Raw genomic sequence first — 16487 nt, forward strand, 5'->3', positions numbered from 1 at the left:
ACGCAATCCAGGATGCCCGCCCCATGAGCACCGAGATCAAAGTTCCGGTACTGCCCGAGTCCGTCTCCGACGCCACCATCGCCACCTGGCACAAGAAGCCGGGCGACGCGGTGAAGCGCGACGAGAACCTGGTGGACCTCGAGACCGACAAGGTCGTGCTCGAAGTGCCCTCGCCGGTCGACGGCGTGCTCAAGGAGATCAAGTTCAACGAGGGCGACACCGTCACCAGCGAGCAGATCCTGGGCCTGGTCGAGGAAGGCGCCGCCGCCGAGGCCGCGCCGCCCGCGCAGAGCAAGAGCGCCGAGCAGGAGGCCCGCAAGCAGGAGGCCGACGCCAAGCCGGTTCAGCCCAAGGCCGAGGCCGCCAGGGCCAGCGCGCCGAAGGCCGCCGGCAAGACCGACGACCTGCCGCCGGGCGCGCGCTTCACCGCCGTCAGCCAGGGCATCGACCCGGCCGGCGTCGAGGGCACCGGCCGTCGCGGCGCGGTGACCAAGGAAGACCTGCTCAACTACGCCCGCAACGGCGGCGTCGGCCAGGCCGGCGGCGCGCGTCCGGAAGAGCGCGTGCCGATGACCCGCATGCGCAAGCGCATCGCCGAGCGCCTGATGCAGTCGAAGGAATCGATCGCCATGCTGACCTCGTTCAACGAGGTCAACCTGGGCAAGGTCATGGCCATGCGCAAGCAGCTGGGCGAGGCCTTCCAGAAGGAGCACGGCATCAAGCTCGGTTTCATGAGCTTCTTCGCCAAGGCCGCCGCCAACGCCCTCGCCCGCCACCCGGCGGTCAACGCCTCGGTCGACGGCGACGACATCATCTACCACGGTTACGCCGACATCTCGATCGCGGTGTCGACCGACAAGGGCCTGGTCACGCCGGTGCTGCGCAACGTCGAGCGCATGGGCTTCGCCGAGGTCGAGCAGGGCATCGCCGACTTCGCGACCAAGGCGCGCGACGGCAAGCTCTCGCTGGACGACCTGCAGGGCGGCACCTTCACCATCACCAACGGCGGCACCTTCGGCTCGCTGATGTCGACCCCGATCGTCAACCCGCCGCAGTCCGCCATCCTCGGCATGCACGCCATCAAGGAGCGCGCGATCGTGGAGAACGGGCAGGTCGTCGCCGCGCCGATGATGTACATCGCGCTGAGCTACGACCACCGCATCATCGACGGCAAGGACGCGGTGCTGTTCCTGGTCGACATCAAGAACCAGCTCGAGAACCCGCACCGCATGCTGCTGGGCATGTAGTGCTTCAAGCCCCTCTCCCACCGGGAGAGGGGTTGGGGTGAGGGGCGATCGCGTCGCGGCTCCCACCATCCCTTGCCTGGCCCCACATGCTTCATGGCGCTCGTGGCAACGCCGCTTCGCCGACCCCTCATCCGCCCTCCGGGCACCTTCTCCCGGGGGGAGAAGAAAAAAGCAGGAACCCATGCAATGAGCGAACAGCAGACATTCGACGTGGTGGTGATCGGCGCCGGCCCGGCCGGTTACCACGCCGCCATCCGCGCCGCCCAGCTCGGCCTCAAGACCGCGTGCATCGACGCCGCGCTCGGCAAGGACGGCAAGCCCGCCCTCGGCGGCACCTGCCTTCGCGTGGGCTGCATCCCGTCCAAGGCGCTGCTCGACTCCTCGCGCCAGTTCTGGAACATGGGCCACCTGTTCGGCGACCACGGCATCAGCTTCAAGGACGCGAAGATCGACGTCGAGGCGATGGTCGGCCGCAAGGACAAGATCGTGAAGCAGTTCACCGGCGGCATCGCGATGCTGTTCAAGGCGAACAAGGTCACCCCGTTCCATGGCTTCGGCACCCTGCACAAGGGCAATGTCGTCAAGGTCAAGCAGCACGACGGCAGCGAAGTCGAGCTCAAGGGCACCAACGTGATCATCGCGGCGGGCTCGGATTCGATCGAACTGCCCTTCGCGAAGTTCGACGGCGACACCATCGTCGACAACGTCGGCGCGCTCGACTTCACCGAGGTGCCCAAGCGCCTGGGCGTGATCGGCGCCGGCGTGATCGGCCTGGAGCTGGGCAGCGTCTGGAAGCGCCTGGGCGCCGAGGTGACGATCCTCGAAGCCCTGCCGGACTTCCTCGCCGCCGCCGACGCCGAGGTCGCCAAGGCCGCCGCCCGCGAGTTCAAGAAGCAGGGCCTGGACATCCAGCTGGGTGCGAAGGTCAGCAAGGCCGAGGTCAAGGGCAAGGGCAAGAAGAAGGAAGTGCACCTGACCTACACCGACGCCAAGGGCGAGCAGAGCCTGGTCGTCGACAAGCTGCTGGTGGCCGTGGGCCGTCGCGCCGCCACGAAGAACCTGCTGGCCGACGACACCGGCGTTAAGCTCGACGCGCGCGGCCTGGTCGAGGTCGACGAGCACTGCCATACCGGCGTCGACGGCGTCTGGGCGGTCGGCGACTGCGTGCGCGGCCCGATGCTGGCGCACAAGGGCTTCGAGGAAGGCATCGCGGTCGCCGAGCTGATCGCCGGCCTGCCCGGCCACGTCAACTTCGACACCATCCCGTGGGTGATCTACACCGAGCCGGAGATCGCCTGGGTCGGCAAGACCGAGAAGCAGCTCAAGGACGAAGGCACGCCGTACAAGGCGGGCAGCTTCCCGTTCGCGGCGATCGGCCGCGCGGTGGCGATGGGCGAGCCGGCCGGCTTCGTCAAGGTCATCGCGCATGCCGAGACCGACCGCGTGCTGGGCATGCACCTGGTCGGCGTGGGCGTCTCCGAGCTGGTCCACGAAGGCGTGCTGACGATGGAGTTCAAGGGCTCCGCCGACGACCTGGCGCGCATCTGCCACGCGCACCCGACCCTGTCGGAGGCCATCCACGACGCCGCGATGGCCGTGGACAAGCGCGCCATCCACAAGGCGAACTGAGCCCGTCCGGAGCCTCGCTCCGGACGCGACCCCACGAAGCCGCCTCGACGTCCAGCGCCGCAGGCGGCTTCGTCATTCGAGGCCCTCGCGATGTCCGACCCCCGCCCGATCCGAAACGTGTCCGACACCGCGCTATGGGTCGCGATCTACCGGGCGATGGAAAGCGAGCGGCCCGACGCGCACTTCCGCGACCCCTTTGCCCGCCGCCTGGGCGGCGAACGCGGCGAGGCGATCGTCCGCTCGATGCCCAAGGGCACGTCGATGAGTTGGCCGATGGTGGTGCGCACCGCCGTCATGGACGAATTGCTGCTCGCGGCGATCGACGACGGCGTGACCACCGTCCTCAACCTCGCCGCCGGCCTCGATGCCCGCCCCTGGCGCCTGGACCTGCCGCCGACCCTGCGCTGGCTGCACGTCGACCTGCCGGACATGGTCGAGTACTTCCGCGGCCACATGGCCGGCGAGACCCCGCGCTGCGAGGTCGAGTTCATCGCCGCCGACCTGCGCGAAGCCGGTCCGCGACGCGCGGCCATCGCCCGCGCCCTGGGCCACGGCCCGGTGCTGGCGATCACCGAGGGCCTGCTGGTCTACCTGGAGAGCGAACAGGTCGCCGAACTCGCGCGCGAGATCCATACCCTCGGCCAGGGCACCCTGTGGCTGAGCGACCTGGCCTCGCCAAGGCTGCTGCGGATGCTGGCGCGCAACTGGCAGCGCAACCTGCAGCAGGGCAACGCGCCCTTCCGCTTCGGGCCGGAGGAGAACACCGGCTTCTTCGCGCCCCTGGGCTGGCGCGAACTGGCGTTCCGCTCGACCTGGGCGGAGGCCCTGCGCCTGAAGCGCACCATGCGCGGCGCATGGATGTGGCAACTGCTTTCGCACCTGCAGTCGGCGAAGCAGCGCGATGCCATGCACCGCATGTCCGGGATCATGCTGTTGGAGGCCGAATGAAACCACGCACGCTCTGCGTCTATTGCGGATCGAACTCCGGTTCGCGACCCGCCTACACCGAACGCGCCATCGCCCTGGGCACGCGCCTGGCCGCCGATGGCATCGGCCTGGTCTACGGTGGCGGCAACGTCGGCCTGATGGGCGCCGTCGCCGACGCGGTGCTCGAGGCCGGTGGCGAGGTCACCGGTGTGATCCCGGAGCAGCTGGTCGGCTGGGAAGTCGCGCACCGTGGCGTCACCCGTCTGGAGATCGTGGCGAACATGCACGAGCGCAAGGCGCGCATGTTCGACATCGCCGACGGCTTCGTCGCCCTGCCCGGCGGCTTCGGCACGCTGGACGAGATGTTCGAGATGCTCACCTGGCGCCAGCTGGGGATCGGCAACAAACCCTGCGCCTTCCTCGATGTCGAGGGTTTCTACGCGCCGCTGGTGGCGATGATCGACCGCATGGTCGACGAACGCTTCCTGCACCCCGACCAGCGCGCCGACCTGTGGCACGGCGACGACCTCGACGCCATGCTCGCGTGGATGCAGGACTACCGCCCGGCGCAGGCGGACAAATGGATGGACGAAAAGCGGCGCGGTTCGCTGCGTTGAGGCGGTGCGGGTTCGAACCTCGCCGCACGCACGCATTTTCATCGGTCGCCCAAGCGCCCGCCTCAGGCTGGATCCCAGCGTTCGCTGGGGTGAGGCAAGGCCGTTTGCGCGGCACCGCCGCGCGGTCTTGCCGAACGCCCGGCGCGCCGCGCCGGGCCGGGGGCCAAGTCTAATGCAAAGGCTAGATCCCAGCGTTCGCTGGAATGACGATCAAGAGCAGAAGCAAAGGCAAGAACAAAGGCAAAGGAAAGAAACAAAAACAAGGACAAAGGCAAAGGCAAAGGCAGAGGCTGGCCAAGCGAATGTCCCGTCATCCCAGCGAACGCTGGGATCCAGCTCTTGCTCCTCCACTGGCCACAGCCATTCGTTCCACCTTGTTTCGCGTCGAGTGCTATCGTCGCGTCTGTCGACGACAGGTCTCCAAGGAGGGAGCCATGAAGCACCCTTGTGTGTACATGCTGGCCAGCGACCACCACGGCACGCTTTACGTGGGGGTGACTTCAAACCTTCTCACTCGTGTCTGGCAGCACCGGAACGACGTGACAGAGGGTTTCACGCGGAAGTACGGTGTCCATGACCTCGTGTGGTTCGAATCTCACGAGAGCATGGCGCCCGCCATCCAACGGGAGAAAACCATCAAGGCCTGGCGGCGCGAATGGAAGATCCAGCTGATCGAGGAATGCAATCCGCGGTGGCTGGACCTGTACCCCACACTTCTCTAGCAGGCACGCAAGCAGTGCATCGCGGTGTTGCTGAATGCCCGGCGCGCTGCGCCGGGCCGCGGCGTCAAGTCCAATGCAAAGGCTGGATCCCAGCGTTCGCTGGGATGACGATCAAAGGCAAAAAGCGAAAGCCCATGGCCCGCTCATGCGAGATTCGCTCCAGTCCCATGGCTGGTAAAGTGCCCCCGAACGCCAGCGACACGAGGCTCCGTCCCGACCCGCTGCATGAGCCCTCTGCAGCGCCTCGCATTTCCAGGACCACCAGCATGACCCTCCCCACGCAATTCAACGCTTTCCGCATCCACGACGACGACCAGGGCTACCGCAGTGGCATCGAGCGCCTGTCGCTCGACGACCTGTCGCCGGGCGAGGTCGTGGTCAAGAGCGCCTATTCGTCGGTCAACTTCAAGGACGCGCTGGCCGGCACCGGCAAGGGCAAGATCCTGCGACGCTTCCCGCTGGTCGGCGGCATCGACGTGGCCGGGCACGTGGTGGCGTCGAGCGATCCGCGCTTCCGCGAGGGCGACGCGGTGCTGACCACCGGCTGCGGGCTGAGCGAGACGCGCGACGGCGGGTACTCCGAATACGTCCGGCTGGAGGGCCAATGGGTCATCGCGCTGCCCGACGGCCTGGACCTGCGCGAGAGCATGGTCCTGGGCACTGCCGGCTTCACCGCCGCGCTGGCCCTGCTGCGGATGACCGAGAACCGGCAGACGCCCGGGCTGGGCCCGCTCGCGGTCACCGGGGCCACCGGTGGGGTGGGCTCGCTGGCGCTGGACATCTTCAGCCGCGCGGGCTTCGAGGTCCATGCCGTCAGCGGCAAGACCGACCAGGCCGAGTACCTCAAGGCGATCGGCGCCACCGAGGTGGTCGGGCGCGACGCGCTGGCGACCACCCGGCCAATGGAGTCCACCCGCTTCGGCGGCGGCCTCGACAACGTCGGTGGGCCCATGCTCGCCAGCCTGCTGGCCCAGACCGCCCCCTACGGCAACGTCGCCAGCGCGGGGCTGGCCGCCACCCACGCGCTGGACACCACCGTGATGCCCTTCATCATCCGCGGGGTGTCGCTGCTGGGCGTGGCCTCGGCAGGGACCGCCCGCGACATCCGCGAGACGGTCTGGCAACGCCTGGCCAGCGACTGGAAGCCGCGGCACCTGGACCGCATCTGCACCCGCGTGGTCGGCCTGGACGGCCTCCCCGGGGTGTTCGACACCATGCTCGAAGGGGGTTCGTTCGGTCGTACCCTGGTGGACTTCCAGGCGGCCTGAGCGCCCGCCGGTCGATTTTGGCGCGAATGAACTTGCGGAGTGCCCCGCCCCGGATACAATCGTCTTCAGGTTATTGGGGGAACACCATGGCGCGTATCCTGATCGTCGACGACTCTCCGTCCCAGCTGATGGGCATTCGTCGCATTGTCGAAAAGCTGGGCCACGATGCGGTCACCGCCGAAGACGGTGCCGCCGGCGTGGAGGCGGCCAAGCGCGAGCTGCCCGACCTCGTCCTGATGGACGTGGTGATGCCCAACCTGAACGGGTTCCAGGCGACCCGTTCGATCTGCAGGGACGCGACCACCAAGCACATCCCCGTGGTGCTGGTGACGACCAAGGACCAGGACACCGACCGCGTCTGGGGCATGCGCCAGGGCGCCAAGGCGTACATCACCAAGCCCTTCAGCGAGAACGACCTGGCGGAAGTCATCGGCCAGTTGATCCCCAACTGAGCGTCGCCTTCCTCCGACACGGAAAAGCCCCGGCCAGGCCGGGGCTTTTTCGTTGCCGGCTACCGGCTCAGGCGCGGCGCCAGTCCTCGCCGAAGGCATCGCGCAGGGTGGCGTAGGCCTCGCGCTGGGCGTCGGTGGCCGGCCGTGGCGCAAGCACTTCCAGTTCGACGATCTGGTCGCCGTCGGGGCTGCCGGGCAGACCGCGGCCACGCAGGCGAAGCTTGCGCCCGGCTTCGGAGTCGGGCGGGATCTTCAGCTCCACCGCACCGCCCAGGGTCGGCACGCTGAGCGTCGCGCCCAACGCGGCCTCCCATGGGGCCAGCGGCAGCACATGGATGACGTTGCGGCCGTCGACCTCGAACTGCGGATGCGCGGCGTATTCGATTTCCAGCAGCAGGTCGCCCGCACCGCCCTGCCCCGCGAGGCGGATCACCTGGCCCTCGCGGATGCCCTTGGGCACGCGCACGTCGAGGGTCTTGTCGTTGACCGAGATCCTTACGCTGTTGCCGGTGTAGACCGTCTCCAGCGACACCGCCAGCTTGGCGCGGGTGTCGCGCGGCGGCGCCGGCCCGCGGCCCATGCCCGGACCCGGCCCGGGTCCCGCGCCACCGGGTCGGCGGCCGCGGCCGAACAGGCCCTCGAAGAAATCGCTGAAGCCACCGCCTGCGCCACCGCCGGCGAAGATCTCCTCGAAGTCGACGCCACCGTAACCGCCGCCGCCGAAGCCGCCGGGCGGCGGTTGCACTTCGTCGCCCGGGCGGTAGCCTCGCGCGCGCAACTGGTCGTAGGCCTTGCGCTTTTCGGGGTCGCGCAGGGCCTCGTAGGCCTCGTTGACCGCCTTGAAGCGCTCCTCGGCATCGTCTTCCTTGCTGACGTCGGGGTGGTACTTGCGGGCAAGGCGCCGGTAGGCGGTCTTGATCTCCGCGTCGCCCGCGCCCGGCTCGACGCCGAGAATCTGGTAGTAATCCTTGAACTGCATCCGGGTCTCCCATGCCGGCCGGCCGCGAGCGGCGGCGACCGGGGTTCCAAAATCCGTCGATGCGCGGCGGCGGCCGGGCGCATCCCGAGGCACCCATCCTACCGATCCGCCGCGAAAACGAGGTCATCACACAGGTAGGCACGGCGCGGCCCGCTTTCAAGCCGGTCATGACCAACGGACGATGGGCCTTCACGCTGCAGCGCCTACACTGCCAGGCTCCCGCCTCCCCCAAGCAGGTACCTTGCATGAGCATCCAGATCGGCGACACCCTCCCCGACACCGTGGTCCAGCGCGTCGGCGCGGAGATCGAACCCGTGCAGTCGCGCGCGGTCCTCGGCGGCGCCCGCGCGGTACTGTTCGCGGTCCCGGGGGCGTTCACCCCGACCTGTTCGGAAAAGCACCTGCCCGGCTTCGTCGAGCACTTCGGTTCGTTCCGCGACAAGGGCATCGACGTCGCCTGCCTGTCGGTCAACGACCCGTTCGTGATGCAGGCCTGGGCGCAGGACCAGCACGTCCCGGACGGACTGTCCATGCTCGCCGACGGCAACGCCGACTTCACCCGGGCACTCGGCCTGGAACTCGACGCCACCGGCTATGGCATGGGCCTGCGCGCCAAGCGCTTCGCGCTCTACGCCGAGGACGGCGTGGTCAAGCAGCTGTTCGTCGAAGCGCCGGGCGAATTCCGCGTCTCCTCGGCCGAACACGTGCTGGCGGAGATCGGCTGAGCCATGGCCGGGGCCGCCCCGGTCGCCGGATCGCTGCGCATCAGCACCGATCCGGCCGAACTCGACGTCGACCTGATCCACCACTTCCTCGCCACCCAGAGCACCTGGGCGCGCGGCATTCCGCGCGCGCGGGTGGAAACCTCGATCCGCCACTCCCTGTGCTTCGGCGGTTTCCTCGGCGAGGGCCAGGTCGCGTTCGCCCGCGTGATCACCGATCGCGCGACGTTCGCCAACCTGGTCGACGTCTTCGTGCTGCCTGCCTTCCGCGGGCGCGCCTACGCGACCGCGCTGATGCAGGCCATCGACGCCCACCCCGACCTTCAGGGCCTGCGCCGGTTCACCCTGGCGACGTTCGACGCCCACGCGCTGTATCGCCGCCACGGTTTCACCGCCCCGGCGGCACCGTCGACGCTGATGGAGCGCTACGTGCCCGACATCTACGCGCGCGGCGCCCGCGCCGAGGACGGCGAGGCAGGCACCGGCCTCACCCCGGCCTGAGCGCTTCGCGCGCTCAGCGACCGGGTCGCGGCAGCACCCGGAACTCGACCCGGGCCCAGGCCCCGGTCTCCGCCAGCGCGGTGAGCGTATGCGTGCCGGGTTCGCCGAAGTCGTGCTCGAAACGCCCGCCGCCCACCGACTCGCCGACCAGGCGACCGTCCAGCAACCAGCGGATGCGCGCATCGCTGCCCACGGCCCGCAGCGACAGTCGCAGGCCGCGCGCGGCACCCGGCGCGGGCGCCAGGATCGCGCGGTCGTCCAGGCCTTCGATGCCCAGGTTCTCGTGGCCATCGCGTCCGTCGTCCGTGCAGTCGGCGGCCAGCGGCGGCAAGGCGGCCGCACGACGTTCGGCGCGTGTCAGCCAGGGCGACGCCAATGCCGGCCATCGCGCACGCTCGGCGGCGACCCGTCGATGCGGGCGCGCACAGTCGGCGGACAGGCGCTTGCCGGTCGTGCCATCGACCTGGAAACGCTCGATGCCCGCGTTCCACAGGCGGGCGCCGCGCTCGGCGGCGGTGGGCGGCACCACGCCGGCCAGGGTCCACGCGTCGCGCTTGCGGCGGCATAGCGAGGGCGCCCGCGGGTCGAAGGCCAGGCCCAGGGGCCAACAGGCCTGGATGGCCTCCACCCCGGGGGGCGGTGGCGAGGCGGCGGCATCGCCGCGGTGGCGCGGCAAGGCGTTGACCACCTCGAACAACAGGGGCAAGGCAGTGACCGCGCCGTACTGACCCGGCAGCGGCGTGCCGTCGGGCCGCCCCACCCACACGCCCACCGTATGCCGGCGGGTGCCGCCGAGCGCCCACGCATCGCGGAAGCCGTAGCTGGTCCCGGTCTTCCAGGCCACGCGGGCGCGCCCGCTGGCGTCGAAGCTGTCGACGATGCCCGGACGGGGATTGTCCTCGAGGATCCCACGGACGATCCACGCCGCGCCGGGCGACAACAGGCGCCGGTCCGCGCGGGGATCGTCCGGCCGATAGCGCACCCGCCCGGCCAGCCCCCCGCGGTTGAGTGCCGCGTGCGCGCCGACGAGGTCCTCCAGGCGCGCGCCGGTACCGCCCAGGATCATCGACAGGTTCGGCGCGGCCCCGCGCGGCCAGTGCAGGTCGATCCCGGCATGCGCCAGGCGGGCGGCGAAGCGTACCGGCCCGACACGGTCGAGCAGGTCCACGGCGGGCACGTTGAGCGAGAGTTGCAGGGCCTCGGCGGCGCTCACGGGGCCGCGGTAGGCCGCGTCGAAGTTGCCCGGTCGGTAGTCGCCGAACGACTGTGGTGCGTCGACCATCAGGCTGCCGGAGTGGATCAGGCCATCGTCGATCGCCAATCCGTACAGGAAGGGCTTGAGGGTCGAGCCCGGCGAGCGCCAGGCGCGCACCATGTCGACGTGGCCCAGCCTCTCGGCATCGGCGAACTCGACCGAACCCACGTACGCGCGCGCTTCCATTGTCGCGTTGTCCACCACCAGCAGGGCCGCCGAGGTCCGCGGCGGCAGGTCGGAGAAGTAGCTCGCGACGCGCGCCTCCAGGGTGCGCTGGAGGTCGATGTCGAGGGTCGAGACGATGCGGCGCTCGCGCGGATGCGCCTGGCGCAGGCGGCGTGCCAGCAGGGCGGCGTGGCGCGGCGCATGCAGGCTGCGGGCGACGACCGGTTCGATGCGCGCGTCGGCCACCTCGCGCGCCGTCCATGTGCCCGTGGCCGCCATGCGGTCGAGCACCTTGTCGCGCGCGGCGCGCGCCGCCTCGGGCTCGCGGTCGGGGCGCCAGCGGCTGGGCGCCTGCGGCAAGACCACCAGCAGCGCCGCCTCGGCATCGGAGAGCTTCGCCGCGGACTTGCCCAGGTAGGCCCAGCTTGCCGCCTCCACGCCCTCGATGGTGCCGCCGAAGGGCGCGCGGTCCAGGTACAGGCCCAGGATCTCGCGCTTGGACAGGTGGACCTCCAACTGCAGCGCGCGCAGCACCTGCCGCGCCTTGGCCCAGGCGGTGCGGCTGCCGCCGGCCGGCGGGTCCAGGATCCTCGCCACCTGCATGGTCAGGGTGGACCCACCCGAGACCACGCGGCCATGCCGCAGCCATTGCCCGCCGGCCCGCAGCAGGGCGAGCGGATTCACCCCGGGGTGGCGCCAGAACCAGCGGTCCTCGTACGCGAGCAGGGCCTCGAGGTAGCGCGGCGATACCTCGCCAGGCTCCACCGGATAGCGCCAGATGCCGCCGCGGTCGGCGAAGGCGCGCAGCGGGGTGCCGTCCGCGGCGAGCACCACCGCCCCGGCGTCGCCCGCGTCGGGCAAGGGCAGCGGGAAGGCAAGGTCGAGCAGCATGGCGATCGTCGCCAGCAACAGGCCGGCGAGCGTGGTCTTGAGCAGGCGGCGGCGGGCGGTGCGGGTCATGCCGGGGCGATCCAGGACCTCATGGTCGCCCTGCCCCGCCCGCCTCGTGCGGCGGGGGGACGGGCGAGCCTGCGTCAGTGCGTGCCGGGTGGCACCACGTCGACCGTGGCCGGCGAAGCCTTGCCGATGCCGCGCAACTCGGGGCGGTACATGTCCTCGACCATCGGCGGCGGGACCGTGTAATGCCCCGGCGTCACCGCGCGGACCAGGTAGAACAGCCGCGCGGTATTGCCGCGGTCGAGCTTCACCGCGGCGACGTAGCGATCATCGCGGAACTCTTCGTGCCGGACCTGCGCGGCGTCCTCGCGCTCGCCGAGGTTGATGCCGTCGATGACCACGTCGGCCCACTGCGCGGCGTCGCCGAGGTTGAAGTTCTCGATCTCCAGGCCCGCGGGCAACAAGTCGGTCAACAGCGCGTCGGGCATGCTGCGGTCGCTGGTGATGCTGACCGCGGCCACCAGCACCTCGCCTTCCTCGAGGTCGCCCCCGGTCCAGGGCTTGCCGTCGGTGCGGTACCAGCGCCGGACGACCTTCAGGACCGAGTCGTCGGCGGCCGGTGCCGTGCGCGGCACGCCGACGACCTCGAAGTTCGCGAACAGCGGCGTCGAGCCCTCCGGCTCGAACGCGATGCCCGCGGCCAGGGCGTCGTGGTCGAAGTCGCGACCGATGAAGCGCGCCAGCGCCGCCTTCGTACGCGCATCTCCCACCGTCCACTCGCCCGACAGCTCGCGCGACTGGTCGGCCAGCAAGGCCTTGCCCAGGCGCGCCAGCGCGACCTGTTCCTGGGTGCTCAGCCACAGCCAGCCGCGATTGCGACGGGCATCGAGCTCGCGCGCCAGGTCGACCGAGCGCGCGTCGAACTCGGGCCGGGCGAGGTCGTGCTCGTGCAGCAACGCGATCATCAGGGCGTCGTCGCGCACCAGGCTGCCGTAGTCGCCCAGGTAGCGCGGCCGCTTCGCGCGGTCGCGGGCGAAACCGGCGGCGATCGCGCGGCCGCCGCGCGCCTTGTCGCCCTGCAGCGAGAGCGCCAGGCCCAGGTGCACGAGCGGCAGCCCGGTCAGGCTGCGGTCGCGGCGGTCGTCGAACATCGCCCGCAGCGTCCCCAGCGGCGCCCGGTTGACCCGGGCGAGCACGTAGCCGGCGTACGACTGGTAGGCGAAGCGCATGTGCTCGCGCTCGTCGTAGCCGTGGAAGCCCTGGTTGCCCGACAGCAGGTCCTCGCTGAGCACCTTCAAGGCCTTCTGCAGCATCGCGTCGGGGACATCGAAGCCGGCCTCGCGCGCGTCGAGCAGGAACTCGACGATGTAGGGGGTGACGATCGGGTTGACGTAGTCGCCGTTGCCCCACATCGAGAAGTGGCCCGAGCTGACCTGCATGGACGACAGGCGCGCGAACGCCCCTTCCATGCGCGTCCTGCGCATGGCATCGCCCAGGCCGGCGACGCCGAGCATCCGCGCCGTCGCCTCGTCCAGCTCCAGCGCGGCATAGCCCTTGCTGGTGGTCTGCTCGGCGCAACCGTAGGGATAGCGCAAGGCATCCTTGAGCGCCGATGCGAACGGGATAGGCGGCATGGCGCTGACGGACAGGCGCGCGGTGACCGAATCGGGCATCAGCCCGCTGGCCAGGCCGGCGTCCATCCGCAGCGTGGCCAGCTCGTCCAGGACCTGGGTCCGCGCCCGTAGCACCGACGGCCAGCCTGCGCGCACGGGCAGGTCGTACTTGCGGTCGACCTTGAAGCCGTTGCCCTCCACCCGCACCCGCACCTGCGCCGTGGTGTAGCCCTCACGCGCCTGCAGGGGGAAATCGAGGGTGGTCTTGCCGTCGACGGCGAGCGACGCGGTGCGGCTGGGTTCGCCGACCGACAGCGGGCCGACGCCATCGACGCGGACCTTGAACGCGCCGGGCTTGCCGGTGAAGTTCTGCAGGTCGAGCGTGAGCTTGCTGCGGTCGCCCGGCGCGAGCACGCGCGGCAGGCTGGCCTCGGCCAGGACCGGCGCGCGCACCACCACTTCGGCATCGCGGCTGCCGTAGCGGTCGCCGGCGAAAACCAGCGCCGACACCCGCAGGGTGCCGTTGAAATCCGGGACCGGCAGCTTGATCCGGGCGATGCCGCGGGCATCGAGCTTGACCGGCCCGGCGAACAGGTCGACCGTCTGCACCCGCGCGGTGGGCCGCCGGGCCTGCGCCAGCGGCTGCAACGCCATGTCGCCACCGAATCGGATGCGCGCCATCGCGCCGTCGAAGCTCTCGATCACGCGCCCGTACACGTCGTAGGCATCGACGCCGAGGCGACGCTGGGCGAAGAAGTGGCGGGCCGCGTCGGGCACCGGGAAGCGGGTGATGTTGAGGATGCCGACGTCGACCGCGGACACGGTCGCGTAGGACTCCTTGCCGGCCAGCTGCGGCGCGCTGACGGTCACTGCGAGGTCCTGCTCGGGCCGCATCATGTCGGGCACGGCAAGGCCGACGGCCACCGTGCGGTCGCGGCGATCCATGGGCACGTGGGCCACGCCGACCGCGCGCGCGGGGGTGATCTTGCTCGGTGCGCTGCCGCCGCGGAACACCAGCGCGGTGACGTAGACGTCGTGCCGCTCCCAGTCTTCGGTCACCGGGATCGACACGGTGGTGCCGGCCTTGGCTTCCACGCCCTGCACGAACAGCATGCGGTCGCTCTCCACCATCACCAGGCCCTTGCCCTCGTGCGGCGGCGTCAATGTCACCTCCAGCGTGTCGCCGGCGCGGTAGGCGGTCTTGTCCAGCGCGAGCTTGACCTTGTCGGGGCGCGCGTCCAGGCCGCGGTTGTCGTCGTTCCAGCTCCAACCGGCGGTGAACGGATACCGGGTGGCCAGGCCGGTGGCGGGATCGACCACGTCCAGCCGGTAGTCGCCCCACTCGACGGGGAAGTCCAGCTTCAGCGGCGCATCGCCGACGTCGACCGTACGGGTCTCGATGTCTTCGTAACGACGCGTGAAGTCGTGGTCCCAGCCGCCGTCCTCGTCGTAGTTCCAGTGGTAGTCGCGATGTTCGCGCACCAGGGTCACGCGCAGGGCCTTGCCCGGTCGCGGCGCGCCCCCGGCATCCACGCGCCTGAGCTCGAAGCCGGCCGGGGCATTGGCATCGGTCCCGTCCTTGTCGTCGAACAGCGGCCGGATGCCGACCAGTGCGTCGGCGGGCCACAGCACGCGCTTGAGCGTGCGGTTGACGCTGCGGCCGCCGGTCTCGAACAGGCTGCCGGACACGATCGCGGCCACCGGGGTGTCGCCCTTGACCTCGTCGGGCAGCGCGATCGAGGCCTCCAGCCGGCCCTTCCCGTCGAGCGTGGCGTCGATGACGTCGCGCGCCTCGCGCGGCAACGCCCGCGTGGGATCGCCGAAGAAGTAGCCCGGCAGCGATTCGACGGGATGCTGCTCCACGGCCACCGCCAGCTTCGCGGTGAAGCGGTTGCCGTCGGCGGGCGCGCCATACAGGTAGGCACCCGCGACCTCGAGCTCCAGCGGCTTGCCCGGCGCCAGCGTCGGCTGCGCGCTGTCGAGTTCGAGCTTCATCCGTTCGGGCAGGAACTCCTCGATGCGCAGGGTCATGCCCTGCACGGCCTCCTTGCTGTCGGGATCGCTGCGGAACTCGATCTTCCAGCGCCCGGTCGCGGCGTCGGCGGGGATGGCCTGTTCGTGGCGCACATAGCCCTGCGCATCGGGCGTGACGCGCGATTCGATCAGCGCCTTGCCGTCGGGCTGCACGTAACGCACGTACAGCGGCTGGCGCGCCTTGTCGCCCAGCGGGCGGCCGTCCTGGTCGCGCAGCAGCGCCGACACGCGAACGGTCTCGCCGGGACGGTACAGGTCGCGGCCGGACCATGCGAACACGTCGAACCAGGCCTGCTCGCGGCCGGCCACGGCGAACTCCGACAGATCCAGCGCCGGCTGGTTGAAGGGCAGCATGGACACGTCGCTGCCGCGCTGCGCGACGATCACGTGGCCGGCGTCGAGGCGGTAATCGAGCATCGCGTTGCCATGGCGATCGGTCTCGCCGGTCAACACCGGCTCGCCCCTGGCGTCGAGGATCCGCAGTTCCGCGGTGCTGATCGGCGCGCCGCTGGCCAGCGAGGCCGCGTGCACGAACAGCTTGTCGCCGTAGGCACGCACGTGCAGGCCGAGGTCGCTGACGGTGAAGAACGCGGTCTCCATCTGCTCGCTGAAGCGCCCCACCCGCTTCATGACCGCGAAGTACAGGCCCGGTTCCTGCAGCTCACGGATGTCCTGCAGGGGCAGGTAGGTCAGCACGCGCTCGTTGGGCTTGCCGTCGAGCGCGAAGCGGTTGACGTAGACCGGGTCGGCCATCTCCGCCAGCGGCACGTTGTCGCCATAGTCGGCGTCGAGCTCCCAGCCGCTGCGACGCCCGCCGCGCTGGTACTCGCCGAAGAAACGCGGCAGCGATTTCTCGCGCACGCGCAGGAATTCCACGTCGACCTCGGGTACGTTCACCGAGACCACCGGGAGGCCACGGCTCTCGCGCGCCGGCAGCACGCTGCCCTGCGAGGCGAAGCCCACCACCGGCTCCAGCGGGCCGGTGTGCACGGTCAGGTCCAGGGCGCGATCGAGGCGGTCGCCCCGCGCCGCCACCAGGCCCGCCTTCACCGCGACCTTGTAGTCCTTGTCCGCCTGTACGTGCGGGAAGCGCAGGATGCGCGCCTTGTCGTCCAGCACCCAGCCGCCCTTCACCACCGCGCCCTTGTCGTCGGTGACGGAGACCAGCGCGTCGAAATCCTGCGAGTCCACCAGCGGCTGGGTGAACTCCAGTGCGATGCCCAGCTCGCCATCGACCTCGTCGGGATACGCCGAATCCAGCGCGAAGCCCTCGATCGCGGCCTTCTCCGCGCGCACCGGCGTCCCGGTGGTTTCGGGCAATTGGCCGTCGGTGTCGCGCCGGCAACCGGCGAGCAAGGCCACGCCCAGGACCACCGCGAGGCTCCAATGCCAGGTGCCGTGTCCGCCCGATGACCGTCGATTCCAAGCCTGTCCCCGCATGCCGCGCTCCCTTTGTCCC

The 16487-nt window shown here is 70.3% G+C and carries 12 protein-coding genes; 9 read left to right on the forward strand and 3 right to left on the reverse strand.

Features of this window, described 5'->3' with window-relative positions; genetic code table 11:
- The first annotated feature begins 23 nt into the window (after positions 1 to 23).
- From sucB to H4F98_RS14755, 7 genes are all read left to right on the forward strand, one after another.
- Positions 24 to 1247 (forward strand): dihydrolipoyllysine-residue succinyltransferase, encoded by a 1224-nt coding sequence (sucB, locus tag H4F98_RS14725; RefSeq protein ID WP_182688597.1) that lies wholly within the window; start codon positions 24 to 26, stop codon positions 1245 to 1247.
- Positions 1248 to 1433: 186 nt separating this feature from the next.
- Positions 1434 to 2876, forward strand: coding sequence for a dihydrolipoyl dehydrogenase (lpdA, locus tag H4F98_RS14730; protein WP_182688598.1), 1443 nt, complete (start codon positions 1434 to 1436; stop codon positions 2874 to 2876).
- Positions 2877 to 2966: 90 nt separating this feature from the next.
- Complete coding sequence (locus tag H4F98_RS14735) at positions 2967 to 3824, forward strand: class I SAM-dependent methyltransferase (protein WP_182688599.1); 858 nt, start codon at positions 2967 to 2969, stop codon at positions 3822 to 3824.
- On the forward strand, positions 3821 to 4420 hold the full coding sequence (locus H4F98_RS14740) for an LOG family protein (protein WP_182688600.1): 600 nt from the start codon (positions 3821 to 3823) through the stop codon (positions 4418 to 4420). Before H4F98_RS14735 ends, H4F98_RS14740 begins: the two co-directional genes overlap by 4 nt.
- 203 nt (positions 4421 to 4623) lie before the next feature.
- Positions 4624 to 5142 (forward strand): GIY-YIG nuclease family protein, encoded by a 519-nt coding sequence (locus tag H4F98_RS16995; protein ID WP_343064776.1) that lies wholly within the window; start codon positions 4624 to 4626, stop codon positions 5140 to 5142.
- Between the two features lie 266 nt (positions 5143 to 5408).
- The gene (locus H4F98_RS14750) at positions 5409 to 6410 is read left to right on the forward strand and encodes an oxidoreductase (protein ID WP_182688601.1); all 1002 of its coding nucleotides are present in this window, start codon (positions 5409 to 5411) and stop codon (positions 6408 to 6410) included.
- An 86-nt stretch (positions 6411 to 6496) separates the two neighbouring features.
- The gene (locus H4F98_RS14755) at positions 6497 to 6862 is read left to right on the forward strand and encodes a response regulator (RefSeq protein ID WP_141518001.1); all 366 of its coding nucleotides are present in this window, start codon (positions 6497 to 6499) and stop codon (positions 6860 to 6862) included.
- Positions 6863 to 6929: 67 nt separating this feature from the next.
- Here H4F98_RS14755 and H4F98_RS14760 read toward each other — a convergent pair whose 3' ends face one another.
- A complete protein-coding gene (locus H4F98_RS14760) occupies positions 6930 to 7841 on the reverse strand; it encodes a DnaJ C-terminal domain-containing protein (protein ID WP_182688602.1) in 912 nt (303 codons plus the stop codon).
- Positions 7842 to 8086: 245 nt separating this feature from the next.
- Here H4F98_RS14760 and H4F98_RS14765 point away from each other — a divergent pair, with 245 nt between their 5' ends.
- Together H4F98_RS14765 and H4F98_RS14770 are read left to right on the forward strand one after the other, a co-directional pair.
- Entirely contained in the window at positions 8087 to 8566 is a 480-nt protein-coding gene (locus H4F98_RS14765; RefSeq protein WP_182688603.1) for a peroxiredoxin, read from the forward strand.
- Between the two features lie 3 nt (positions 8567 to 8569).
- Complete coding sequence (locus H4F98_RS14770; protein ID WP_182688604.1) at positions 8570 to 9064, forward strand: GNAT family N-acetyltransferase; 495 nt, start codon at positions 8570 to 8572, stop codon at positions 9062 to 9064.
- 13 nt (positions 9065 to 9077) lie between these two features.
- On the opposite strand, the gene pbpC is transcribed toward H4F98_RS14770, so the two are convergent.
- Positions 9078 to 11444 carry a penicillin-binding protein 1C gene (pbpC, locus tag H4F98_RS14775; protein ID WP_182688605.1) on the reverse strand — a complete coding sequence of 789 codons (2367 nt, stop codon included), beginning with the start codon at positions 11442 to 11444 and terminating at the stop codon, positions 9078 to 9080.
- A gap of 74 nt (positions 11445 to 11518) precedes the next feature.
- Positions 11519 to 16468, reverse strand: a complete 4950-nt coding sequence (locus H4F98_RS14780; protein WP_182688606.1) for an alpha-2-macroglobulin family protein — start codon at positions 16466 to 16468, stop codon at positions 11519 to 11521.
- Positions 16469 to 16487 lie beyond the last annotated feature (19 nt).

The sequence above is a fragment of the Marilutibacter spongiae genome (genome assembly GCF_014145325.1).
Classification (GTDB): Bacteria; Pseudomonadota; Gammaproteobacteria; order Xanthomonadales; family Xanthomonadaceae; genus Marilutibacter; species Marilutibacter spongiae.

What these genes read in the sequence shown, in the direction of transcription:
- sucB (WP_182688597.1), top strand. Translation starts at nt 24, where the DNA reads ATGAGCACCGAGATCAAAGTTCCGGTACTGCCCGAGTCCGTCTCCGAC.
- lpdA (WP_182688598.1), top strand. Translation starts at nt 1,434, where the DNA reads ATGAGCGAACAGCAGACATTCGACGTGGTGGTGATCGGCGCCGGCCCG.
- H4F98_RS14735 (WP_182688599.1), top strand. Translation starts at nt 2,967, where the DNA reads ATGTCCGACCCCCGCCCGATCCGAAACGTGTCCGACACCGCGCTATGG.
- H4F98_RS14740 (WP_182688600.1), top strand. Translation starts at nt 3,821, where the DNA reads ATGAAACCACGCACGCTCTGCGTCTATTGCGGATCGAACTCCGGTTCG.
- H4F98_RS16995 (WP_343064776.1), top strand. Translation starts at nt 4,624, where the DNA reads ATGACGATCAAGAGCAGAAGCAAAGGCAAGAACAAAGGCAAAGGAAAG.
- H4F98_RS14750 (WP_182688601.1), top strand. Translation starts at nt 5,409, where the DNA reads ATGACCCTCCCCACGCAATTCAACGCTTTCCGCATCCACGACGACGAC.
- H4F98_RS14755 (WP_141518001.1), top strand. Translation starts at nt 6,497, where the DNA reads ATGGCGCGTATCCTGATCGTCGACGACTCTCCGTCCCAGCTGATGGGC.
- H4F98_RS14760 (WP_182688602.1), bottom strand. Translation starts at nt 7,841, where the DNA reads ATGCAGTTCAAGGATTACTACCAGATTCTCGGCGTCGAGCCGGGCGCG.
- H4F98_RS14765 (WP_182688603.1), top strand. Translation starts at nt 8,087, where the DNA reads ATGAGCATCCAGATCGGCGACACCCTCCCCGACACCGTGGTCCAGCGC.
- H4F98_RS14770 (WP_182688604.1), top strand. Translation starts at nt 8,570, where the DNA reads ATGGCCGGGGCCGCCCCGGTCGCCGGATCGCTGCGCATCAGCACCGAT.
- pbpC (WP_182688605.1), bottom strand. Translation starts at nt 11,444, where the DNA reads ATGACCCGCACCGCCCGCCGCCGCCTGCTCAAGACCACGCTCGCCGGC.
- H4F98_RS14780 (WP_182688606.1), bottom strand. Translation starts at nt 16,468, where the DNA reads ATGCGGGGACAGGCTTGGAATCGACGGTCATCGGGCGGACACGGCACC.